At 52.4% G+C, this 24,308-nt stretch carries 15 protein-coding genes; 10 read left to right on the top strand and 5 right to left on the bottom strand.

The window, feature by feature from the left end:
* Window positions 1–86: 86 nt before the first annotated feature.
* On the top strand, window positions 87–1,460 hold the full coding sequence (locus SJQ66_RS08925) for a sensor histidine kinase (protein ID WP_320533956.1): 1,374 nt from the start codon (window positions 87–89) through the stop codon (window positions 1,458–1,460).
* A 116-nt stretch (window positions 1,461–1,576) separates the two neighbouring features.
* Here SJQ66_RS08925 and SJQ66_RS08920 read toward each other — a convergent pair whose 3' ends face one another.
* Window positions 1,577–1,768: a hypothetical protein gene (locus SJQ66_RS08920; RefSeq protein ID WP_052738292.1), complete on the bottom strand. Its 192-nt coding sequence runs from the start codon at window positions 1,766–1,768 to the stop codon at window positions 1,577–1,579.
* Here SJQ66_RS08920 and SJQ66_RS08915 point away from each other — a divergent pair.
* The 9 genes from SJQ66_RS08915 to SJQ66_RS08875 all read left to right on the top strand — a co-directional run bounded on the left by SJQ66_RS08915 (window position 1,767) and on the right by SJQ66_RS08875 (window position 18,884).
* Entirely contained in the window at window positions 1,767–3,443 is a 1,677-nt protein-coding gene (locus SJQ66_RS08915; protein ID WP_046152965.1) for a hybrid sensor histidine kinase/response regulator, read from the top strand. The genes SJQ66_RS08920 and SJQ66_RS08915 overlap by 2 nt on opposite strands.
* 2 nt (window positions 3,444–3,445) lie before the next feature.
* Complete coding sequence (locus SJQ66_RS08910) at window positions 3,446–7,096, top strand: amino acid permease (protein ID WP_320533955.1); 3,651 nt, start codon at window positions 3,446–3,448, stop codon at window positions 7,094–7,096.
* Window positions 7,086–8,294 (top strand): two-component system response regulator, encoded by a 1,209-nt coding sequence (locus SJQ66_RS08905; protein ID WP_024905246.1) that lies wholly within the window; start codon window positions 7,086–7,088, stop codon window positions 8,292–8,294. The genes SJQ66_RS08910 and SJQ66_RS08905 overlap by 11 nt, the downstream gene beginning before the upstream one ends.
* A 31-nt stretch (window positions 8,295–8,325) precedes the next feature.
* Complete coding sequence (locus SJQ66_RS08900) at window positions 8,326–9,108, top strand: response regulator (RefSeq protein WP_051504658.1); 783 nt, start codon at window positions 8,326–8,328, stop codon at window positions 9,106–9,108.
* 324 nt (window positions 9,109–9,432) lie between these two features.
* Window positions 9,433–10,992 (top strand): methyl-accepting chemotaxis protein, encoded by a 1,560-nt coding sequence (locus SJQ66_RS08895; protein WP_024905247.1) that lies wholly within the window; start codon window positions 9,433–9,435, stop codon window positions 10,990–10,992.
* 805 nt (window positions 10,993–11,797) lie between these two features.
* A complete protein-coding gene (locus SJQ66_RS08890; protein ID WP_320533954.1) occupies window positions 11,798–12,142 on the top strand; it encodes a hypothetical protein in 345 nt (114 codons plus the stop codon).
* A 706-nt stretch (window positions 12,143–12,848) separates the two neighbouring features.
* A complete protein-coding gene (locus SJQ66_RS08885) occupies window positions 12,849–17,372 on the top strand; it encodes a response regulator (protein ID WP_320533953.1) in 4,524 nt (1,507 codons plus the stop codon).
* Window positions 17,365–18,324, top strand: a complete 960-nt coding sequence (locus tag SJQ66_RS08880) for a diguanylate cyclase domain-containing protein (RefSeq protein ID WP_024905251.1) — start codon at window positions 17,365–17,367, stop codon at window positions 18,322–18,324. Before SJQ66_RS08885 ends, SJQ66_RS08880 begins: the two co-directional genes overlap by 8 nt.
* An 89-nt stretch (window positions 18,325–18,413) precedes the next feature.
* Window positions 18,414–18,884 carry an alpha/beta hydrolase gene (locus tag SJQ66_RS08875; protein WP_366520233.1) on the top strand — a complete coding sequence of 157 codons (471 nt, stop codon included), beginning with the start codon at window positions 18,414–18,416 and terminating at the stop codon, window positions 18,882–18,884.
* A 321-nt stretch (window positions 18,885–19,205) separates the two neighbouring features.
* On the opposite strand, the gene SJQ66_RS08870 is transcribed toward SJQ66_RS08875, so the two are convergent.
* The 4 genes from SJQ66_RS08870 to SJQ66_RS08855 all read right to left on the bottom strand — a co-directional run bounded on the left by SJQ66_RS08870 (window position 19,206) and on the right by SJQ66_RS08855 (window position 24,261).
* Window positions 19,206–20,366 carry a glycoside hydrolase family 53 protein gene (locus SJQ66_RS08870; protein ID WP_046152936.1) on the bottom strand — a complete coding sequence of 387 codons (1,161 nt, stop codon included), beginning with the start codon at window positions 20,364–20,366 and terminating at the stop codon, window positions 19,206–19,208.
* Window positions 20,367–20,477: 111 nt separating this feature from the next.
* Window positions 20,478–22,442 (bottom strand): beta-galactosidase, encoded by a 1,965-nt coding sequence (locus SJQ66_RS08865; RefSeq protein ID WP_024905253.1) that lies wholly within the window; start codon window positions 22,440–22,442, stop codon window positions 20,478–20,480.
* 42 nt (window positions 22,443–22,484) lie between these two features.
* Window positions 22,485–23,336, bottom strand: coding sequence for a carbohydrate ABC transporter permease (locus tag SJQ66_RS08860; RefSeq protein WP_024905254.1), 852 nt, complete (start codon window positions 23,334–23,336; stop codon window positions 22,485–22,487).
* 19 nt (window positions 23,337–23,355) lie between these two features.
* A complete protein-coding gene (locus SJQ66_RS08855) occupies window positions 23,356–24,261 on the bottom strand; it encodes a carbohydrate ABC transporter permease (RefSeq protein WP_024905255.1) in 906 nt (301 codons plus the stop codon).
* Between the last annotated feature and the right edge of the window lie 47 nt (window positions 24,262–24,308).

Here is a 24,308-nt window from a genome sequence, read left to right as displayed (position 1 = left end):
CGTCGAAAAAGTATGGAAGCCCCCTTCAGCAACACACAAAGCATCCGTTGAATGGAGGTCAACAGCAAAATCGGCAAAACTGACCTATGGACGCGATAGTCAAGACGAACGATGAGAGGGGCGTTGTCAGCGCGCGTCTGGTCGCAATGTTGTTCGATCGGGTGTTCTTGACCCAGTCCGTTGCCGTGCTGCTGGCGATCCTGCTAACCAGTATCTCTTTTCAAGAAAAGCCCAGAGAGGTAGTAGGTTGGCTGTTTTTGATGATCACAATTGCCTTATGGCGCGTTCTGCTCGCAGCCCGGTTCAGGCACTCAGTCAATCCTGACGTCACGGTTTGGTCTCGGTACGCTGTTGTTGCCGCAGCAATAAGCGGGATGGCATGGTCCGTCGGTATTGTGATACTTACGTGGAAAACGAGCCCAGCGGTTGCCATGTTTGTACCTTTCATATTGGCTGGCGCAGTCGCTGGCGCGGTGACCACGCTGGCTCCTGTCCCTTCCGCGTTCGTTGCTTTTGCATTAACGCCGTTGCTTACGCTGGCGATTGTTCAATTCTTTACGAATACTCTTGCGCTCCGTTTTCAAGTTACCGCCGCTGTCGTGCTTTTTCTTTTGGGCATGCTCCTGTGTGCGCGACAATTTTATGAACAAATTCAGAAGGCGATCGTACTTGAGGTACGCTACGCGAATGAGGCACGTTCGCACGCCGCCGCGCGTGACGCGGCCTTGAATGCGGCGAATGTAAAGAGTGACTTCCTTGCCATGATCAGCCACGAAATCAGGACCCCAATGAACGGCATTGTGGGTATGAGCAGCCTTCTTGCTGAGAGCGAGCTGTCGGAGGCGCAAGTCGAGTTGGCCAATGTGATTTGCGCTAGCGCTTGCACACTGCTTGAAATCGTCAACGACATAATAGATGTCGCGAAGTTAGACAATGGAAAACTGTCGCTAGCACGTTCGGCGTTTAGCATTAGAAAACTATTGCACGAGAGCGTGACGTCACTTCGCCTAAAAATCGAAGAAAAAAACATCAAGATTGGGCTCTCGATTCCCGACGACATTCCTGCAATGGTAATGGGTGACGAGCGTAAATTTCGCAAGGTCATTGATAACGTACTATCAAATGCCGGGAAATTCACTGAGCAAGGCCGGATCGATGTGCGTGTGGAAAAATGCGGCAGCACTGAGAACGTCCTGTGGTTGACGTTTGCGGTGATTGATACCGGGATAGGTATTCCGCAAAATGCAGAATCGATCCTATTTACCCCTTTCTCGCAAATTGATGTTTCATCGACGAGGCAGCAAGGCGGAATCGGTCTTGGCCTGATGATTTGTAGGCGTCTCGTCGACGCAATGGGTGGCACGATAACCTATGAGAGTGAAAGCGGGCGCGGATCGACGTTCTACATCGCGCTCCCGTTTTTGCAAGTGGAGTTGCATCCAGGCGCGACGTCACTCTAGCAGCAGCGAATTAATCGTAGTTAGAAATGCTGTTCATACGATTGATTAACTGTCATGCGGATCCGTGTGATGGAGCGAGAACATGGCTAATGCTATGATTTTCAGTGGCACGACAGTCACTCTTGAAAGGGAGCTGAATCATTCGTTTTATTGCTTGCATCTGAAAGTGTTTCAGGTTGATCGAAATCAAATATGGATACTTCAGAAAATCCGTGGCGTGCCGTAAACCCGATATGACCCTTGGATTGAGATAATGCAATGCCGAATGCGAACGCCCCGGTATCCGCAACATCGAATAGTAGCATCATGGCGCCGTTCAAATGTACGGGTGATGCTCATTGCAGTGAAATAGGATTTTTGGAAAATTCCAGAATATTAAATAGGATACCAGAAGAATCCTACAATCGAATTGTTCGGCGTGTAAGTGCTTACTTTGACGTTCCTATATGCTTGATCTCTTTGATCGATGCTGAGAATCAATGGTTTAAGGCGAAAGTTGGCGTGGACTTAGATACCTTTCCGCGCGAAGCGTCGTTTTGCGAGGCCGCACTTGAGCAAAGCGACGTTTATATTGTGACTGATGCATCACAATCCATACGTTTTCGTGATCACCCGGCAGTTGCCGGGGCGCCGGAAATTCGCTTTTACGCCGGCGTACCGTTGCTTTTCGAGGGGCGTAATAAGGTTGGCACACTGTGCATACTTGATACCAAGCCGAGAACATTAGATGCGAACCAGATCGACGCGCTGAAGGATTATGCGTCTTTAGTTGTCGATGAATTACACCTTCGCCTACGCGCAGTCAAGGTTGAAGCACAACTCGATAGGTATTATCACAACCTGAACGAAAGTATTGCGGCCGAAAAGGATCGTGCGGACTTTCTCGCCATGGTGACACACGAGATACGTGCTCCGCTGAATGCGATCCTTGGCATGGTAACGCTTTTGTCGTTGGAAGGTGAGCAGGCGCAGAAACCGTTTTCTCCGATCGACCTTCGGACATCGACGGAGCATCTTGTCCGATTGATCAACGACGTGCTCGATCTCGCGAAGCTGGAAGCCACCGGATTTCCATTTGTTTTGGCGCCGTTCAGTCTTCGCCTTGAAATGGAAAGTATTGTCGAGATTGTACGACCCCAAGCGGAGGCAAAAGGGCTGTCCCTGAAACTGTCGCTATCAGAGAGCATTCCGGACTTAATTGTCGGAGACCGTACCCGGCTATCCCAGGTTCTTCTGAACCTGCTAAATAATGCCATCAAGTTCACCGTAGCCGGCGGTGTGCATGTACAGGCTACAGCGACACATTTAGAGCAATGCGTCGAGATTGCATTTTCCGTATCGGATAGCGGGGTGGGTTTGCCCGAAACAGCCAAAGATCAACTTTTCAAATGCTTTTCGCAATTGCACCTGAGTCGTGACGATGACCAACAAGGAACTGGCCTCGGACTCGCTATTTCTCGTAAGCTGGTTGAAGCAATGGGTGGCACGATAGCGGTGTCGAGCAAGCCTGGCGTCGGGACGCGTTTCAGCTTTTGCCTCCGGTTCAATGTCGTATCTGCTACACCGATGTCTCCGGCAACCCATACGGCATCCCTGCGCGTCCTCGTTGTCGATGACGACGTTATTAGCAGCAAGGTTTTCTGCGCTTTGCTCAAACACATGGGGCATGCCGTCGAGTTTGCATTGAACGGAGGCGAAGCGTTGGCCCGGCTCAGTTCCACGCCGTTTGACGCGGCATTCCTGGATATCAACGTCCCGGAATTGGACGGCTATGCGATCGCCCAGCAATATCTTGAAGGTAAGTCACCGGATGACGTCGCCACGCTCATTGCTGTATCAGGTGCGGATCCGGCAGATGGTGATGCACGACTTGCTTTATTCGATGATTACTTGGTTAAACCCGTATCGATGGACACACTGCAGGCAAGCATCGCGAAACTCATGCAAGGACGGCGTGGATTCAAGACGATCAAAGGGGGCTGAGAATGAAGCTGCAGCCCCCCATACATACGATCGATCATGCACAGTCGGGTTCCGTAACCAACGACGACGCGGCGCAGGAGGGCGGCCGGTTTCCTCGTACCCTTGGATGGGCTAGCCTTTCCGCGCTTGCGATGGGGGGAAGTAATCAGAGCCTTTTTCTCATCGCCGCCTTGCTTGTCGGCGGGGAGCACATTCCTGGGATCGGGACTTTAGGACTGGCTTTATTTGTCGTGGGTATCTTGCTGAGCTATGCGGCCTTGCCCGGATGGACGGAACTTGTGCTGATGTATCCGCGCAAAGTTGGAGGGATCGCAGCGGTATGTACCGATGCTTTCAGGCGGTATGGTGACATGCCGTCAGCGTTGGTAGGGATATGTTACTGGTGGGGATGGATTCCCACATGTGGAATCACCGCGATTCTCTGTGCGTCTGCGATACATCAATGGTTTCTGCCACAGCTATCGGTCACTCTGATGGCCTGTACGCTGGTTGGATTCTGTACTTTATTGAATCTGTCAGGCATCAAGCATGTCGCCAGACTTTCCATCCCGATAGCGATATTGTCGGGACTTCTTGCATTTATCTCTGCTCTTCTACCGGTGACGACGGGCGCTGTAGATTGGCATCAATCGTTCGATTTGCGTTTGGAGACGCCGTTCCCGGGTTGGTTTGGCACAGTCACGGCGCTAATGGCAGGGCTTTATCTGGTCGGCTTTGCCGCACCGGCATTTGAGGCAGTCGCATGCCATGTCGGAGAAACAAAAGACCCGGCTCGAAACGTCCCGCGTGCGATAAAAGTTAGCGCCGGTATGGCATCGATTTTTTTTGTGGCACTTCCATTTATCTGGCTAGGAACGATTGGCAAAGCCGAGTTGGCTGGAAATCTAGGCAGCTCCTTGAGCCCGACTTTCGCGCCACTCTTTGGCAGCTTTGCAAAGTCGGCAGCGCTGGGTTTCATGGTTTTTAATATGTTTCATGGAACGATGCAACCGCTCGCCGGTGCGTCGCGTACGTTATGGCAAATGGCTGATGACGGCCTTCTACCAACCTTTCTGGGACGCCTTTCCGCGAAACAGGTGCCAACGGCAGCCACGCTGATGACGGCCGCGACCGCGATAGCCTTCCTGTTATTCGGCGATCCTATCTGGCTTGTTGCCGCCGCAAATTTCACTTATCTGATCGGTATTGCCGCGCCGAGTCTTGCAGTATGGCTGCTGCGCCGCAGCGCACCACAAGCGCCCCGGCTTTATCAAGCGCCCCGTTTCACACTGGGCCTTGGCCTGCTTGTCGCGGCAATCTGGATAGCATCAACGGTTCTGGGGTTCCAGCAGTTCGGCGTGCCGACCATTCTCGCTGGGTTATCGATGGCCTATTCTGGTGCGTTGCTACACGCTTTTCGAAAATGGCAAGACCGTCGCCGCAATGGACTTCACGGCTTTACGATGAATCTGCACGTCAAATTGACTGGGGCGATGTTGCTTGTGCTCGGTTTGGATGGAGCGGGTTATTTACTGGCAGTGTCACAGTTACCCGTACCAGCGCCGATGTCGAGCGCATTGGCCGATATTTTTACCGCTGTCGCACTTCTTACTATGGTGGTCGGGATCGTTTTGCCAGGCACCATTTCCCAGACCGCAAAAAGCGTTGGTGATGCTGCTGAACGCTTGGCAAGCGTGACGCTATATGAACTGGCATCGGCCATACGGACCCTCGGGGAGGGGGATACCGGTATGGTGAAGATCAATGCCAGCCAAGAGCAACTTCCGGTTTATTCGCGGGACGAGCTTGGCCTGATGTCAGAAAGCTTCAACACCATACATCGACACGTACTTATTGCCGTCGAGGGTATCGACATGGCGCGAGGGCAACTCGACAAGACGCGAAGTGGATTGATCGAGTCAAATCGCCTGTTAGAGGCGAAGGTTTTGGAAGAGCGAAAATTGATTGAGGAGCTACGGCTCGCAAAGCAGATTGTTGAGATGTCGAATGGTGCAAAGGATCGTTTCGTGGCACGGATGAGCCACGAGCTTCGTACGCCCTTGCATGGTGTGCTGGCCAGCGCCGAGCTCCTGGAACTCCGGGGTCTCGACCACGATGCTACGCAACTGGCACATACGATTCAAGAGTGCGGAGGCGCACTATTGAATCTGGTCGATCATATGATTGAGGTCACGACAACGGAGAGTAATGAAGCGACGCTGAACGCGACTACGTTCGACGCGCTCGCTATGTTGAACGCGCTATGTCGGCAATATCAGCGTAAGGCCAAGTGGAAAGGCTTGTCATTCACTGCCGAAACGACAGGGTTCGAGCGATATCTTATATCCGTCGATCGCGAAAAAATATACTGGATCGTCAATAATTTACTGTCAAATGCGGTACGTTTCACGAATATCGGTTACGTCGTTTTCAAGGCGGAGCTCTTAACGCTCGCAAACGATGTCAACCAGCTTTCTCTTACCGTGCGTGATAGCGGAAGCGGGATCGATCTCGCACGCGCCGAGGAAGTCTTCGCATCTTTTCTACGAGCGGAGCAAGGATCCGCAAGGATAGTTGATAGTGCAGGAATAGGCCTTTTTCTAGTGCGGGAATTGGTGAAAAAGCTGGATGGCGAGACGACGATGCGAAGCGAGATGGATGCTGGCACCGACATTTCGCTGACCTTGCCTGTCGGCATACTACCAAGGAAGGATTCGAAACCAGGCGTCGAGCACGGGCAGCGGGAAGGGCTTGACGCTTATAACGCAGGGGAGGCTGTCGACGCCCTTGAAACAGCCGAGCCTGCACTCTGGCACCGACCGCGCATTCTGCTTGCCGAGGACAATCCCGTGAATCAGGCAGTGGCCATGGCGTCATTGAAGCGTATCGGTCTGACAGCGGATCTTGCCGTTAACGGACGTGCTGCTTTGGCACGATTTGAATTGGCGGAATACGACATGGTTCTGATGGATTGTCACATGCCTTATGTCGACGGTGCTGCCGCCACGGAGGCCATACGCGCACTTGAGAAGGCCCGTGGAACATCGCCCGTCCCGGTGATTGGGATCACAGCAGATATGACGGCTGGGAATATCTCACGATGCCGACGCGCCGGTATGAATCATATTCTCTCGAAGCCGTTTACGGTTAGGGAATTCGAGGCCTGCATTGTCGAATTTCTTCCGGAGCCTTACCCGGGTGCGAGATCCGCCGTCGGCTTGTCGAGCAACCCTTTTTTCACGAACGCTAGACCGGATACGATTGCCTTACCAGCCGCGCGTAGCGGCAGCGAGGCGGCACACCCTGGCGACTTGATATTCGACGAACAGAGTGTGCGAGCGTTGCAGGCGCTTGCGGATGACGACACCCCCGACTTTGCCGACGACCTCGTCAAAACGTTTGTGCACAACGCGACGGCTCAACTAGACGCCCTGATGGCGGCGCTTGCAGACAATGACTCGGACCAGATCAAACAGATATCGCATTCGCTGAAATCAAGCAGCGCGTATGTCGGTGCTAGTGGCTTTTCGACCTTGATGCGCGCTTTGGAGCGCGACGCCGCGAATATATCCCAGAAAGATCTAATGGATTACCGGGGCCGCCTTCCGATTGCATTTCAATTTGTGAAGGAAAGCCTGAATCGCATCTTTGCACAACGGGGGCATGATGTCTGAGGCAATGCATGTTGCGGCGGCTTCCATATTGGTTGTGGAAGATGATCCGGTTCAATTGTCGATTCTCACCGCGATGCTGAAGTCGCTCGGTGTGCAAAGCTATGGCGCGACTACTGTGGCACAGGCGCGCGAGGAACTCGCACAGCGCGATGTAAGGACGATTTTACTTGACTTGCAACTTGGACGTGAAAACGGACTGGATGTCTTGCAGTCAATGGGCGCTGGTTTGCTGCCGCGCTCGGTCATCTTAGTGAGTGGTTGTGACGAGCGAACGCGGATTGCCACGACGCAAATCGCCGACGCGCTGGGAATCCATGTGGCTGGATCCATCGAGAAGCCGGCGCATCTGGCCGATTTGGCGCATTTACTTGATCTGCCGATGATCAAGCCAAAACCGACTCTCGCAAGACCGAAACAGTCGATCGAGGCACCACAGCTTGCAGAGGCGCTTGATAGAAATGAAATCGTGGTGGAGTTTCAGCCGAAGGTTTCCTTCGCGACTGGGGTGCCAATAGGCGCTGAAGCGTTGGCGCGATGGCGGTCGAAGACAATGGGCGACGTTGCACCTGATGTCTTTATTGCTGTTGCCGAAGCGTCGGGTCAAATGCGGCGGCTTACCGAGACGATTCTGCATCGATCCGTGAAGGCATGTGCCCGCTGGCGTCAGGCGTTTCCCGGGGTCGGTGTGGCCATTAACGTATCGGCGAGCGATATCGACCAGACGTTGTACGAGTCCATTCGTTCGGCCTTGGTTCAGTATGGCGTGCCTGCCAATGCTCTAACTGTCGAAGTGACAGAAAGTATCTCGCTGCCTAACACTGATGCAATACGGAGTATATTGACGCGTATGCGCATCGATGGCATCTCGTTAAGCATTGATGATTTCGGGACGGGATATGGCAACTTGGCATCGCTTCTTAGAATGCCGTTCAACGAACTCAAGCTCGATCGTTTATTCGTCGCATCGGCCCTGGTCGAAGTCGATGCGCAACGGATACTTAAGTCCCTCGTAGCGCTTGGACGTGAAATGGGATTAAGAACCGTGGCGGAGGGGGTGGAGTGCCATGATGTCGCGGAGCGGTTGAAAGCTTATGGATGCGGCATTGGACAAGGATGGTGGTGGGCGCCGGCGATGAGCGAAACCGCTTTCTCTTCCTGGCTCCGACACCGAATTGGGACCATGACGCAATCTGCTTGAATCGCCTTGTTTTGGTAACGACGAGTAAGTCATGCTTCTGAGCCTAAATAACGTCGAATACGAAGATACCTATGCGCGTATCGCCACTGCTTGGCGAGCGTGCGGTTACGAGTCTTGGAGCAGCGTGGTGTCGGCATGTAGTCAACACGGGCGTCTGTTTCGTATTACGTTCGCGCGAGATCGTCCCGAGCATTTCGTCAAGCAATTTTCCCATATGGTAAAAGCAAGCGGTCTGCTGTTGCGCGTTGGGAATCGGTTGGACCTCTTTCTAGGTGCCGAGGAAATGTTGGATTTCTATGAGGCTAGAGGCGTCTACCCGCCTTCGGATATTACGGACATTTCGATGTTGGGACACGTGGATATCCAATCCGAACCACATGTCGTCCTCTCGTCTCCCTCGCGTTCGGCTGGGGTGCAAAAGCGCGGCGCGCCTCCTTCGGCGATCCTGGGTGGTAAGACGGCAATGGTACTCGACGACGACGTGGTGTCGCGTCGCGTGATTTCCCGCATGTTAGGGCGGGAGGGATGTGCCGTGCAGTCTTTGGCCGAAGCGGAGCCGGCATTCCAATTATTGCGAACAGAAGTGCCGGACATCGTGATTTTAGACGTGGTGTTGGGAGGCGTAATTGATGGCCTCGATTTCTGCGAGTCGATGCGCAGTCAAGCGCATCTGGCAAAGACCCCGGTTATTTTCGTATCCGGACATGGCTCCAGCGGTATTCGCGATCGTGTGCAACAGTATGCTGCGGTATTTTTGGATAAACCAGTCAAGCTCGAACAATTCAAGCAAGCCGTGGAATCTCTCTCGGGTTGACAACGGCAGGTCCAGGCTTGAAAAATTTAATCGATGCCTATGCCTGAGACGCGATAATTTGCATGTTAAGGTCGCGGGCATCGATTGCACGCGTCCTGACTTCGCTTATCTGTTGCAAACAACATACGTTGAAAGATTTCCGCATCGCTTTTGCCCCCGCTAAGTTTCCGGTGTACATCTTCTGGGACAAAGAGCGTGTTTCAACACGATGTACGCAAAATGATGAATCGGACTTCAGTAGCAGGACACCCATCCGTTATCACTTGAAGAGCGGCATCGTTGATTTGGTTTTGAGTGACGTAAATTCTATTAGGAATGGGACTGATGAATGATTCCAAGTTAATAGCTGGTCAGGAATATGAGATAAGTCAGAACGACATGCTTGTTTCCGCGACGGATTTGGCTAGCAACATCCTATATTGCAATCCAGCATTTATCGAGGCGTCGGGCTATTCCAGCGAAGAGCTTATAGGCAAGCCGCACAACATCATTCGGCATCCAGATATGCCGCGTGAGGCATTTGGAGACATGTGGCAAACGATTCGATCTGGTAAGCCCTGGACATCTCTTGTTAAAAACAGACGAAAGAACGGTGACTACTATTGGATTTGTGCAAATGTTACGCCGATCGTACGCGACGGCACCGCCATTGGTTATTTGAGCGTCCGCACCAAACCTTCTCGCGAGGACATTAAACGTGCCGAGACCCTTTATCGGCAAATGCGTTTAGGTCAAGCAAAAGGATTCACTATAAGGTCTGGGGAAATAAAAAGAACGGGTCCGCGGCGGTTCATTGACGCAATACTTGACGCCAAACTAGCTGCAAGAATGATGGCAGTCGCCGCGTGCTTTACGGTTGCGGTAACGTCTCTGAGAGTCACGTTCCCAGAAGCGTTTGACGGTGCAGTAGGGGTTATAACATTTGTGCTTTGCATGCTTGCGGCATCGATACCGTCACTGCTTATGGCCTGCCGCACAGGAAAGCAGATTGCCCTAATCGAAAAAGCTATACGTCGTTTGGCGGCCGGAGACTTGGCGGCGGCAATACCAACATCAAGGAACAGCGACGCAAAGGGTATTTTGAGAGGGCTGGTTCAACTACGCGTCAGCCTCGTGGCGATTGTATCAGACGTACGAAAACAAATTGACGGGGTCAAGCTCGCGACCGGTGAGATTGCCAGTGGTAACATGGATCTCACGACTCGTACCGAGATGCAAGCTGCATCACTGGAGGAGTCTGCCGCATCTCTCGAACAGTTGGGAGCAACGGTCAAGAGTAATGCGGAGTCTGCGAAGCAAGCAAATCTGATTGTTGAGAAGGCGCAAATGACCATAAATCAGGGATGCGAATCAGTGAAGATGACTGAAGAGACCATGAGAGGAATAGCGGCGCGCTCAGAACAAATCACGGCCATTGTTTCCGCAATTGACAGCATTGCATTTCAAACTAACATTCTCGCGTTAAACGCCGCGGTCGAGGCTGCGAGGGCAGGCGAGGCAGGCAAAGGATTCGCCGTGGTCGCGGGAGAGGTACGCAATTTGTCTCATAGGTGCGCTGCTTCGGCGAAAGAAATAAAGGGAATCGTTGAATCCAATTCGGTCGCGGCGAAAGAAGGGACCGCAAGTGTGGAAACGGTCTCCGCGCAGATGGCTTCGGCAGCAGAAACGATGACCAATGTGCTCGCCAAGATAAAGGAAGTCGCCATGGCGAGTCAGGAGCAATCATTTGGTATCGATGCGATCAATTCGGCCGTTTCGCAACTTGACGACGCGACACAGCAGAATGCGGCGCTGGTGGAACAAAGCGCCGCTACTGCGAAAAGTCTTTCAAATCAGGCCAACGTTCTTGACGAGGCAGTAAGGCTGTTCACGCTTCCAACATGAGTTCGAAATTCCTCATCTTTTCGCCGATGCTAACGAAAGCGCCTCATTGTGCTGAATTGCGTGGTAGGTAACGTGTTCTAGCCTCGTGCACTACTGGTCGAATAGCTCAATTATATGGGGTGTTTGGATACTCGCGAGAATCCGATTGGCTTGACGGTGAAGCGCATCCCCACACATTTCTCGTATGTAGACGGGCGAAAAGACTCGAAATTACGAGAAGCATCGGCAGGAGCGAGCAATTTCGGGGTTGGCGTTGCTACGTCGTCGTGCTATTGAGATTGAAATTAGTAAAACTAATTATTAACGCAAGACTGACGCGATTGTACGCGAAAGCTCAATGCAACTCACTTACCGACGCCGAACGGGAAGACTTTTCATTTCGCTTTGTATGTATTACGCAATGATAGCTCGTTTCCTTCAGCAAGTTTAGGATCACCCGTTACCCATAAAGAGCAGTGCGTATTTGACGCCTGTAATCGATCTGAGGGTATCAGCCATGTATCGGGAATCTGAGAACGACGTCGTATCGTTTGCAAGGAAAGATGGTCAACAAGATCTGGAAGCGGTATCACATCATGCGCTTATCGCTGTCGACTACTTGAATGTGTTGATCGAACGACGTGTTACAGAGTGCGTCAGAGATCTCGAATTCGGACGGGTTGACTGGAGCCGATAGCATAAAGCCAGCGACGCTCGGGACGCTTAGCATAGTAACTTACGCGTGAGCGATATTTGGCTACTTTTGACGCCGCCTGATGAGCACATAAAAATGCTGGAATACGTTTCGGCGCTTCGGGAGAGACACATGGATAACAAACGCGATAATCGCTATTTGACCGACTGCGATCTTACGCACATCTTTGAACTTGCAGACTGTGCTTGCATTCTGGGTTTTGGGGACGACCAGAATTGCGCGGATCATCAAAACGAACACAAATGGAATTCGGTGGGCACGGTCGAGACGACGTTGATCAATATGCTATCTCTTTCGGATGCGCTGGTGCGCCTGCGCATTATCGCGGAGATATGTCATGAAAGCTTATCGGCTAATGAACGTAAAATCCTGTCGGATATCTGTAACACGATTCAGTGCGCGGAGAGGGAAGAACGGTGGCGCGAATTGCATTATTGCCGAGCCGTTGAAGACTGACGCCTGCGGCGCTCGCCATTATCTAAGGGCACGTGACGAGTGTGAGCATTGTGGTGCTGATGCCCAGTTTTCAGCAAGTTTCCGGTCATGCAGTCCTGGCATCCGCAGGCTTGAACGCATCCATGATTCCGCTATCCGTTAATCTGAACGCATTCGTGCTGTAGAACTGCTTTTGCCTGAATATGCGACTCTCGCCCTTGCTTACGGCGCTGCGTTATTACTGGCGAGCGCAAGATCGCCTTAAATAATTTCGAGCTAAAGTCTGACCTGACACATTATTGTGATTTTTACGAAACGCTGTTGATCTCCCGGGCGCAACGCTAGGTTCGAAAAAGAACATATGTTTACATGCAGGAAGGCAACAAACGCGTTTCGTTAAAGCATCCTTCGTATCGGAAACTGGATAGAAGGATATACTTCATTGCAAAGTGCTGATGCAAGACATGAGGTTTGCTAAGAAAATTAGAGGAACGGCGAGGCTATGTTTTATGTTGTTCAAGGATCAATTTTTAGTTTACTGGATTGGCTGTTTCGAATGGTCAACTGTTGTTTGTCGGTATTAACGAGATGCCTCACGGGGCAAAAATGGATAGCGTAAAAGCAGCGGTGCCTATGGCTGACATCGACAATTTCAACGTGTTATTTGTTCTAGGATAAATTTCGCTGTTATTCAATTTTGCCGTTTGAAAATAGAAGCGGAGAAGGCATGAGTGCAAGAGTATCGATTTTTAGCAGAATCAAGAAGCTTGACCTAAATGACCTTCGGAAGATCGTTGTGTCGTTGGCATTGTCAGTGTTGCTATTGACCATAACAATGGTATTTGCTGGGTGCCACAACAAAAAAATAGTACAAGAATCATTTCATGAAACGCTTGGGAAAACAGAAAATAATATTCTGGAAAGGTTGGGTAGATACGAATATGGTCTGCGCGGTATGCGGGGTGCGATCGTTGTCGCAGACTCTGGTATCGTGACAGAAAAAAAATTAAATGACTACAGCAAAACCCGAGATCTTCCAAAAGAGTTCCCTGGGGCAAAAGGAATAGGTTATATTAATTTTGTCAAAGCAGGCGACGTGCTTTTATTTCAAAAAGAGTTTTTTCAAAAAAATCATTTTAATATTGAAATTCGGGATTTATCTCAATCTTCGGGTGACAAGTTTATTATTCAATACATTTTCCCACGCGAATCTAATGCTAATGCAATGGGGTTGAATATCGCTTCGGAGCACAACCGTCGCCAGGCAGCGGAATCGGCTGCCAAGACCGGCCTAGCGACCTTGACCGCACCGATCACGTTGGTCCAAGACCCAACGAAAACGACACAGTCCTTTTTGTTTCTATTGCCGGTATATTCAGGTGATGAGAACAAAACTGAGGATGAGCGAATCCGCTCCCTTCGCGGTTGGTCGTATGCTCCGCTGTCCATGGCCGAAGTTTTGGGTAATGGAGGTTTAGACGCTGACAAAGTTCGACTTAATTTGTCTGATTCCTCGGAACCTGGACGTCCCGTTCCATTTTTCGAATCTATCGTTTCCCCTACGTTCAAAGGAAATGGAGGAGAGATTCGACGGGATATAAACGTTTATGGTAGGAGGTGGACCATCGATCTGCATTTTTCGAAATCGTACATTGCACAACAGTCGATTATCCCGCTGTGGCCACTCTTCGGATTTCTTGTAGCGATAGCGTCACTGGTCAACGGATTCTTGTTTTTCAGATTTGAACAAGCCCGTAAGGCGACAGAACTTTTCAAAGCCCGTATGGAATTAGCTTTGCTGGTAGACAGCTCGATAGATGCCATTATTGGAAAGAATCTAAACGGAGTCATCACCACCTGGAACAGAGGTGCAAGAGAGATATTCGGTTACTCAACTGCCGAGGCAATAGGGAGGCCATTGCTCGATCTGATCGTGCCATTAGATCGGAAAGATGAAGAGGCACATATCCTTGATGACATATCAAAAGGTAAAAGTCGCCTGAATTTTGAGACGAAGCGGCGAACAAAGAGCGGCGAACTGATCGATGTTTCTGTCTCCGTGTCACCAATATTCGGACCACAAGGGGTAATTCTAGGGGCCTCAAAGACTGTCAGAGATATCACTGCCAAGAAGGCAGCAGAACGGGCAATACGTGATGCGAAGGACGCGTTAGAAAATGAGGTTAAGTTACGAACGTCCGAATTAGAGTCAGCGCGTCGTACGTTGCGTACGGTCATGGACGCCCTGCCATCGATGATTGGTTATTGGGACAAGAATTTGGTCAATCAAGTGGCGAATATCGCGTATCACAACTGGTTCGGCGTGACGCCAGGCGAGCTATTAGGACGAAGACTTCCTGATCTTCTTGGCCTTGATTTATATACCCAAAATATACCGCATGTTGAAGGCGTTCTAGCTGGTCAGCCTCAAACGTTTGAGCGAGAAATCGTCACACCTAATGGCACCAAAGTTGCCATTGCTCATTATCTCCCCGATAAAATAGATGGCGAAGTACGCGGCTTCTTTGTAATCGTCCATGACGTGACTGAATTAAGCCAGCAACGCGCTGAATTGTCCGATGCGCTTCATACAAATCAGCTTCAAAAAGACATGCTTCGTGCAGCCAACGAGCAGCTCGAATTGGCAGCGCAAATCGCACGTCTTGGTGTATGGATTTGGGATATCGACACCGGTGAGCTCAGGTGGAACAAGTTAATGTTCGAGCTCTACGATTGCGAGGGAATATCACGTGATGAAAAAATAGATTACGAGCAATGGCGCATCCGGGTTCATCCAGATGATATCGAATACGTGGAATGCGCTTTACGCCGTGCAATCGAAGAGGACGAAATCTACGATCCGAAGTTTAGGGCGCTCCACAGAAATGGACAAGTAAGATATATCCAAGCGGCGGGAATGGTCGAGCGAGATCACGAGCGTCGTGCGGTACGCTTGATAGGCATCAACCTTGACGTAACCCAAAATCATATATATCAGCAGTCTCTTATTTATTCTAAGCAACAAGCAGAGCAAGCAGATAGGGTCAAGGGACGATTCTTGGCAAATATGAGTCATGAAATTCGCACTCCACTCAATGCGGTGTTGGGGATGTTGCAATTACTAGAACGTTCTATGTTGACCCAACGCCAAGGTGACTATGTCCAAAAAGCGAAAAGCGCGGCCCAATCGCTCCTGGACCTGCTCAATGATATTTTGGATTATTCAAAAATTGAAGCAGAGAAGATAGAGCTAGATGTTCACCGATTTTCTCTTAGTGAATTTTTGCAGGAAATAAATGTTGTTTTGAGTGGCAATGTCGCGGGCAAGAACTTAGAGATCTTGTTTGACATTGATCCACGAATAAACGATGAGATTATTGCCGATCGGCTACGCCTGAAGCAGGTGTTGGTCAATATCTGCGGCAATGCGATAAAGTTTACTGAGCATGGTTACGTTTTGCTCGCACTTGCCTATGTCGAAACTGTTGGCGGCCAAACGCATGTTCGCTTTTCGGTGAAAGACACTGGTATTGGGATCTCGGAAGAGCAGCAGGCATTTATCTTTGATGCTTTTTCACAAGCTGAATCGTCTACGACCAAACATTATGGAGGCACGGGGCTTGGGCTGGCGATAAGCAAGCGGCTAGTCAATTTAATGGGTGGTGACTTGCACTTAAGCAGTGCGCTCGGGAAAGGCAGCCATTTTTGGTTTGAACTGCCTCTCCATATCTCGCCTGTCCAAACGTTAAGAACTGAAGAGCCGTTGCGTGTCATGATCGTTGATGACAACGCGATAGCAACGAGTATTTTGGCCTCAATGTGCCATTCATTCGGCTGGGAGGTCGATACTGCACAAAGTGGCTACGAAGCGCTTAATCGATTTTTGCGGATCGCGGATGGCGATCAGCCTCAAAAAGATGTGATTTTCATGGATTGGCGGATGCCAGGCATGGACGGTATCCAGGTATCTGAAAAGCTGCGCCATTTGCTTGGAAAGCATTGTCCTCCTATCGTTATGGTAACGGCTTTTGGACATGAAGATCTGTTGGATGTGCTCAAGCAAAGATCGGTGCCGTTTAGTGATGTCTTGACCAAGCCTATTCTGAGGGATGATTTATTACGGGCGGTAACCAATGCTCGCCTGCATCCTGACCAGAGTAATGTGCTATTGCCGACCAAAGCGCTAGCCGGACCGAAGCTTCCTGGCGTAAGCGTTTTGGTCGTTGAGGACAATGAACTGAATCGTCAGGTGATTCAAAGTTTACTTCTTGAATCAGGAGCGCGGGTGACGCTTGCTGAAGGAGGGCTGTCCGGTGTCCGACTTGCAACACATCACGATTCGGAATTCGAAGTTATCCTAATGGATATACAAATGCCGGATATTGATGGATTCGAGGCAACTAGGCGTATTCGTTCACATCAGTTTGGTGCTAACGTTCCTATTATTGCCATGACCGCAAACAACGCACCTTCCGATGTTGAGGCATCGATTGCCGCTGGGATGGATGCGCATATCGGAAAGCCAATAGACATCGAAGAGGTAGAGCGAACATTGCTGCGCTATGTGAAGCGTCCTTTAAGTTCGGATTTGTCACCGCAGCGCAATATGCAACAAGATCCGAGGGAAGATGAGGCGCAAACACTGGTTGAATCCTGGTCACGTATTGCCAGAAGATTTAATCAAAATACAAAAGTGTACAGGCTTGCCCTGAAATCTTTTTCCGAGCAAGCCCGTTTTCTAATCGATAAAATTCAAGCTCATTTAGAGAATGCTGATATAGGAAATAGTGCCGATGAGTTTCATGCCCTGAAGGGGGCTGCGGCAACTGTCGGTGCGATAAAGATTGCCTCCGTTGCAAGCAGCGCGGAAGTGACTCTCAGGAATGCGCGCGACGCTGACGCCGACATGAGAATCGCAAGAGATTTAAGTAACGAGATTTGCGCTCTCGTCGAACCTACTATAGTGGCATTACATGCTCAGGTGGGTATATCTGTTGCAGAAGAAAAGAGTGAGGTAAATTCGCCGCTGGAATTATCGGAAGAGAAGTTCAAAGATAGGCTGAAGATGTTGACGACTTTGTTGAAAACAGGGAATATCAAGGCAATTAGTGAAGCAGAGCAATTGTCAAAATTATCAAACGTCAGCAATCAAGCTTGGATGCAAGAATTGTGCAATCATACATCGCAATTGCGTTTTAATCAGGCGATTGATATTCTGGAAAATTATTTGAGCGAAGGTCATCGTGAGTAATCTTAATGAATTAATTGAACGACGTGGTCAGTTGCCACGCATTTTGATTGTTGATGATCAGCCTGCGATCATTTATTCTCTGCAAACGATATTTGATAGTCATTATGAGATATTTTTCGCGACAAGTGGACGTGACGCACTCAAGATGTGCAAGGAAGCATTGCCTGATTTGGTAATTCTGGATATTAAGATGCCAGATTTGAATGGGTTGGACGTTTGTCGCTCAATCAAAGAAGACAATAATGCGTCTACCATACCAGTCATATTTCTTACGTCTAGTCGCGAAGAGGTTGACGAAATTGCCGGATTTGAGGTTGGTGCGGCTGATTTTATTTATAAACCAATTAATCCCGTAATATTTAAAGCCAGGCTGCTCAACCATCTAGCATTAAAATTTCAGACGGATATTTTACGAGACCTCGCGGAAACTGACGGTCTGACCGGCATTGCCAATCGCCGTCGATTTGAAGAACAATTTCATAAGGAGTGGCGCCATTTCATGCGAACCTCCGAGCCGCTTTCGCTGCTGATGATTGATGTCGACTATTTTAAACGCTACAACGATACTTATGGTCATTTAGCGGGTGATGATTGTTTGAAAAGAATTGCTGCGACCCTGTCATCTGCCATCAAGCGTCCTCACGACTTTATTGCACGATACGGTGGAGAGGAGTTTGTCGTTATACTTCCGCGCACTGGTGGAGCAGAAGCGGGTCTGGTGGCCGAGAAAATGTTAGAAGCAGTACGAAATTTGAAAATCGAACATCGTAGATCCGATGTATCGAGAAATGCGACCATCTCGATCGGTGTTGCTGAAGCAGCGATATTTGACACGGCTGATTCGAAGAGGCTGAAATCCGCTGCGGATTTCGCGCTGTATCGTGCAAAGAATTTGGGACGTAACCAAGCTAGAATCTGTGACATTACTGAATACAGCCGAGCCTTCGAGTGAGCAGGACAGTTGCTAATCGAGTTCGATGCCCGAGTCGAACTCGACTAACCCTTTCTTGTTATTACAGGTAGGTCCTTAGCTAAACCTACATCGCTCAGGAAGGCAATGCCGCCAAGGTGAAGGGCCTTGTCTATTTATCGGAGCTGGTACCGGATGATGACCAGTCCGTCGCTGACCTGCTGCAGCGGCTCGACGCGCAAATGTCGGGCGTCGAGCCGGATGCGGAGGGCATGATCTGGTTCGACGATCCTCGACGGTTCCAGCATATTATGGCGGCAGATATTCCGTTCGAAGACGGGCGTTCGCTGGCATCGGTTCAGCAGCCTATCGCTGCGGGGTGCTTTACTGGCAAGATCCAGCACGCGGCTTGGCACGACAAGCCAAGCTGGTATTTACGCACCACCAACGACAACGCGCTTAGGCCCGCCGTGCAGCAAGCCGTTGCGCAGCACATTGGGGCCACGGTCATGTCCATTCGCTCCAGCCACATGTTGATGCGATCTCGCCCCGACGACGTTGCAAGGTTGATCGATCACGCCGCGCGAACGGCATCGCAATAACGTATTGGGTGTTTTGACACGCTTTGCATGAACTGTATAGCCTTGCAACACTGGAGTATGCGACGTCGCGCCGGGTCGCGGCGCTGTCGTGTTAATTATTTGTTAGGTGGCAACCATGGGTGTGCATCAGACTCTATCGTAGGAAAATAGAGAGGTTTGCACCATTAGAGAAATCGGCAGCAGCGAACACGCCAAGATGGCCTGATCGACGGCACCCTCGGCTGCGACTACGCACTGTTGAGCGGCAGCTTCAGAAGCTTTTTTCGGCATTCAAGGTCGATCCGCGAGGGCTGACCTATCCGCCGCCACGTGCCAATCAGATCAGCGCCTGCGGAACGCATCGAGCGAAGACAGTGCGTTCCCGTGAAAATCGAACAATGTGTTGTTGTCCCATTGATCACCGGCGCCCAGTTTCCAGCCGACGTTCGGCGTCGGGATCCATTCCGGTTCCCACCAGAACACGCCCTTGCCATGGCCGTTGGGAATCGACTGGACGATATCCGTCAGCGCGTTCAGGAATTGCGCTTGTCCCGCTGGCGTCTGCGGATAGGTCGACGAACCGACGTTGGTCATGGCGTTGGGTTCCGAATCACCGTCACTGGTCGTCCACGGAAAAGCGGTCTCGACAACAATCACGTCCTTGTCATAACGCGTTGCGAGGTCGTTCGCGTTGGTCTGCAGATCGTTGAGTGAGCCTTGCCATTGCGGGTAATACGACAGCCCGATGACGTCGAACGTGACACCGCGCTGCGTGGCGCTATCGAACCACCATCGGCTCGTTGCATTATTGCCGCCGCTGTCCAGGTGGAGCATCACCTTGATGCGATCGTCCACCGATTTGACCGCGTCGTGCCCGGCTTTCAGTAATTGCGCGAGGTTGTCCCATTGATCATATTTACCGAGCGGCCAGAGCATGCCACCGGTGATCTCGTTGCCGACCTGCACCCATTCTGGATGCACCCCGTCGCTGCGCAGCATCTTCAGCACCGTCGACGTGTAAGCGGACAGCAAATCACAGGTTTCAGTGAGGTCCTTGCCGGCCCACGCATGCGGGGGATACTGCTTGCCGGGATCGGCCCACCAGTCGCTGTAGTGGAAATCGATCAATATCCGCATGCCGAGCGCTGCTGCGCGGCGAGCGAGCGTGCGCACATGCTCGGCATTATTGTAGCCGGCAACGGGACTTTGATTGGCCGGAAAGAAATCCGGGTTGCCGGGATCGTTCCAGACCTTGATGCGGATCGCGTCGACACCATGCGCGCGCAGGATCCGCAGACAGTCCAGTGGTGCGTGGTGATCATAGAACGTCGCGCCATTGGCCTCCAGTTCGAGGAGGGTGGACACGTCCGCCCCCATCGCAAAACGGTTCCTTCTGCCCATCAGCTGTTCCAGTCCGCCGGCCAAGGCCGGGGTACCTACGCCCGCCGTTGCGGCCGCGGCGCTCGCTGAGGCCAGCCATCCAAGCATGTCTCTTCGGTTCATTTGTCATCCTCCATTGATTGAATGGCGGCTCTCAGACACGGCCGCCTTTTCCGGGTTGACGCGCCACGATGGCTGCGCCCGATTGCATCCAGCCTGTTGCGCCGTCCTTTCTCAAGCGTCCCTCCACACGCAGACATCACCGGTTTTCAACGATGCGTTGCCGAGCACGAAGGCCGCATTCGATGGCGCCGGCGCTTCCACCGCTTGCGCGCCAAAATTGAACGCAAAGACCAACCCGTCGCGACGGCGAACGCGCAAGCCTTCCGGCAAAAGTCGTGTCGCGATGCCGGCATCATGCGCAGCCTGTGCAAGCACCGCACGATGTAATGCATGTGATAACCAGCCCGCCACATACCGCACGCGCGCGTGCGCGAGCACCGCCGGCCACGCATCGTCGAAGAGCGCCTCGACGCGCGTGTCGTCGTTGGCACGCACGTGTTCGCGCCAATGCAGCGCGACACCCGGCGTATCCCCAATCGTCACGGCAGGCGCGAGCGTCGGGCGCAGCGATTCGACCTCCAGCACCTGCATCGGCAGAACGTGTTGCAGCGCGCCCGGCGGCAGGTTGGATGGAATTGCGAACGCGCTGGTCTTCGAGCCGCTGCGCGGTCCGAAGACCCATTGCGCGGCTCCGGTTTTGAACTGGTCGATGAGTGCGTCGTCGATCACCGCGAGGCTGGGCACCACCACCAGGCGGTAGGGCGAGAGATCGGTTCCACCCGATACGATATCGACATCGAGCCCCAACTCGCGCAGCGCTTCGTAGTAGTCGAACACCAGTGTCTGATAATCGAAGTGCTTGCCGTGACGCTGGATGTCGAACATCCATTGCGTTTCGTAGTCGAAGACGATCGCCACACTCGCGCGGGAGGGTTTGCCAAGCTTGGACAGCACCGCCGATCCAGCGATCTCGCGCGCCGCTTGCTGTACTTCCAGACCACCCGGCGATAATTCGTTGTTCGGCAGGTTCAGGGCCGAATGCATCTGCTCCTGGGCATACGGACACTGGCGCCAGCGAAAATACGACACCAGCTCGGCGCCGTGTGCGAATGCCTCGTAAGCCCACAACCTGACCATGCCCTGTGCCGGCACCGGATTCCACGGTGCCCAGTTGACCGGACCCGCCTGCTGTTCCATCACCCAGAGGCGTCCGCCGCCGATCGCGCGATAACGATCGTGGTCGAATGCCGATACATCCGGATGCGCGGTCCTTGCGTAATACGCTTTCTGCGCCTCGGGCAGCGCGATCGATTCGGTGCGGGCAATCGGATAGTTGTCCCAGGCGGCGATATCAAGCGCGCTGTCCGAAGCAAAGCGGTAGTGATCGAAAGTCGTGAAAAAGCCCATGAAGTTATGCAGCAGATCCGCACCGGGCGCATGTGTGCGCAGCACCGCGATCTGTTCGCGATGAAAACTCGCCACTTCGTCGGACATGAAGCGGCGAAAGTCGAGCAGGTGTATCGGATTGGCATCGGTCGGCGTGAGATGCGGCAATTCGATTGCCTCGAACGATGGATACTCCATGCTCCAGAACACGTTGCCCCATGCCTCGTTCAGTACGGCGATGCGCTCGTAGCGCTGCCGCAGCCACGCTTGAAACCGTTGCAACGCGGCGTGCGAATAGCTTGGCACGGTGTCGTGACAGCCGAGTTCGTTATCCGTTTGCCACGCGACAATCGACGGGTGTCGTCCATAACGGGCTGCCATCGCCGTGACGATACGCAAACATTCGCGCCGGTATGTCTCGCTTGAAATGTCGTAATGCCGACGCGAACCGAAGTGCCAGCGCGTGCCGTCCGCGCGTACCGGGAGGACGTCCGGATGCGCATCGATCAGCCATTTCGGCGGCGATGCAGTTGGCGTGCCGAGCACGAGTTTCAGCCCCGCGGCGGACAACGTGTCTACCGCTTCGTCAAGCCATGTCCAGTCGAATTCGCCGTCGCGCGGCTCCATGCGACTCCACGCAAATTCACCGATGCGTACATGGGTCATACCGATTTCGACCATTCGGGTCGCGTCGTCGGCCCACATCGAACGGGGCCATTGTTCCGGGTAATAACAGACACCAAGTTGCATGAGAAAAGTCTCCTGAAGAGGTGAAGGTGCAAGCCGAGTCGCTCAACCCTTGCTTGCCCCGAACGTCAGGCCGGCGATGAAATGTTTCTGCATCACGAAGAACATCAGCACGGAGGGCAGCGCTGCCAGAACGGAGCCCGCCGCCACGAGATTCCAGGCGGTGGTCCACTGTCCTTTTAACGCGGCGACACCCACCGTGATCGGTGCGGCGTCGTCACCTTGCGTCAGACACAAGGCCCAGAAGTAGTCGTTCCACACGAATGTAAAGACCAGAATTCCCAGTGCCGCGAGTGCGGGACGGATCAATGGCAACACGATGCGCAAATAGATGGTCCACTCGCCGGCGCCTTCCACGCGCGCAGCTTCGATCATTTCAAAGGGCAACTGCTTGATGAAGTTGCGCAGAAACAGCGTGCAGAACCCGGTCTGAAACGACACATGGAAAATCACCAGCGCCCACACGCTGTTGAACAACCCTACTTTCAGCGCCATGTCGCGCACCGGAATCATCAGGATCTGGATCGGCACGAAATTGCCCGCGACGAACGCGAACAGCACCAGCGTATTGCCGGGAAAGCGGTACGTCGCCAGGGCAAAGCCCGCCATCGAAGCTAGCACGATCGCACCAAGCACCGAAGGGACGGTGATCAGTACGCTATTCGCGAAATAGTGCAGCATCGGCGTCTGCGTAAGCGCCGTGCCGTAGTTCTCGATCAACGCGAAATGCCTGGGCCAACCCCAGTAGTCGCCCCGCGAAAGTTCGTCGGACGAACGGATCGATGTGACCAGCACTGCGAGCATCGGCAGCAGCCAGATCAGCAGCGCGATCGGCAGCGAGGCTTTATAGAGCGCGCGATTACGCGGTTTCCAGCGTTCAATGGGAAGCGGATACATGGCACGGAATTCCTTGAAATCAGCGTTCTTCGCGCAGCATGCGGCGCAGATGGAACACGATGTAGACAAGCATGATGGCGAACAGTACGACGGCAATCGCCGCGGAATAGCCTTCGCGGTAGTACTTGATGGCCTGGTCGTACATGTAATAGGCGAGCACGGTGGAGCTGTCGAACGGGCCGCCGCCGCTCATCACCGCGATCAGGTCGAAACTGCGCAGCGCACCGATCACGGTAAGCACGACAGCCATGAACGTGGCAGGGCGCAGTTGCGGCAGGATCACGTGCCACAGCAGACGTACACCCTTCGCGCCTTCCATGCGGGCCGCTTCCACCACTTCGGGATTGATGGCGGTAAGACCGGTGAGATACAGGACCATGCAGAACGGTGTTTGCGGCCAGAGTGCGGCGAAAATGATCCCGAAAGTCACCGTATGGGGATCACCGAGCACCGGAATGCCATGTCCCACGAGCAGACGCAGCAGTCCGAAACCGGGATCGTAGAACCAACTGAACACAAGCCCTACTACTACGCCGGACAACACGAAAGGGGCAAAAAAAAGCGATTTCACAACACGCATGCCACGGATGTGCTGGTTCAGATAAAGCGCGAACAGCAGCCCGAGCGGCGGTGCCAGTAGAAACAGCCCGAGCCAGAGCAGGTTATTCTTCAACGCCGTATAGAACGTGTCCGCATGAAACAGTTCGACGTAGTTGCTGAAGCCGACGAAGCTTTTCGGCGTCATACCGTCCCAGCTGTAGAAACTGAGCGAAATACTGCTGATGATCGGATAGATCACGCACAGACACAGCAGTGCACAGCCGGGTAACAGGAAGAAGAATGCCGCGCGATGTTGATGCCGGTGCGTCGTCGAGACGTGACGATGCCGGGCCGCCGGCAGGCGGCGCGCTACGGGATGGAACATGATCAAGCCTCGTCGGAATGCGATGGCGAGCGCCGGACGGGGTAGTC

Source organism: Robbsia andropogonis, from assembly GCF_034047095.1.
Taxonomy (GTDB): Bacteria; Pseudomonadota; Gammaproteobacteria; order Burkholderiales; family Burkholderiaceae; genus Robbsia; species Robbsia andropogonis.
The sequence above is the reverse complement of the archived record's forward strand: the minus strand, read 5'-3'. Positions and strand labels throughout refer to the sequence as shown.

Excerpts from the sequence above, each read along its gene's own strand:
- SJQ66_RS08895 (WP_024905247.1), top strand. The coding sequence starts at position 9,433 with ATGAATGATTCCAAGTTAATAGCTGGTCAGGAATATGAGATAAGTCAG.
- SJQ66_RS08860 (WP_024905254.1), bottom strand. The coding sequence starts at position 23,336 with ATGTATCCGCTTCCCATTGAACGCTGGAAACCGCGTAATCGCGCGCTC.
- SJQ66_RS08865 (WP_024905253.1), bottom strand. The coding sequence starts at position 22,442 with ATGCAACTTGGTGTCTGTTATTACCCGGAACAATGGCCCCGTTCGATG.
- SJQ66_RS08925 (WP_320533956.1), top strand. The coding sequence starts at position 87 with ATGGACGCGATAGTCAAGACGAACGATGAGAGGGGCGTTGTCAGCGCG.
- SJQ66_RS08905 (WP_024905246.1), top strand. The coding sequence starts at position 7,086 with ATGATGTCTGAGGCAATGCATGTTGCGGCGGCTTCCATATTGGTTGTG.
- SJQ66_RS08855 (WP_024905255.1), bottom strand. The coding sequence starts at position 24,261 with ATGTTCCATCCCGTAGCGCGCCGCCTGCCGGCGGCCCGGCATCGTCAC.
- SJQ66_RS08890 (WP_320533954.1), top strand. The coding sequence starts at position 11,798 with ATGGATAACAAACGCGATAATCGCTATTTGACCGACTGCGATCTTACG.
- SJQ66_RS08920 (WP_052738292.1), bottom strand. The coding sequence starts at position 1,768 with ATGATGCTACTATTCGATGTTGCGGATACCGGGGCGTTCGCATTCGGC.
- SJQ66_RS08915 (WP_046152965.1), top strand. The coding sequence starts at position 1,767 with ATGGCGCCGTTCAAATGTACGGGTGATGCTCATTGCAGTGAAATAGGA.
- SJQ66_RS08900 (WP_051504658.1), top strand. The coding sequence starts at position 8,326 with ATGCTTCTGAGCCTAAATAACGTCGAATACGAAGATACCTATGCGCGT.
- SJQ66_RS08885 (WP_320533953.1), top strand. The coding sequence starts at position 12,849 with ATGAGTGCAAGAGTATCGATTTTTAGCAGAATCAAGAAGCTTGACCTA.
- SJQ66_RS08910 (WP_320533955.1), top strand. The coding sequence starts at position 3,446 with ATGAAGCTGCAGCCCCCCATACATACGATCGATCATGCACAGTCGGGT.
- SJQ66_RS08870 (WP_046152936.1), bottom strand. The coding sequence starts at position 20,366 with ATGAACCGAAGAGACATGCTTGGATGGCTGGCCTCAGCGAGCGCCGCG.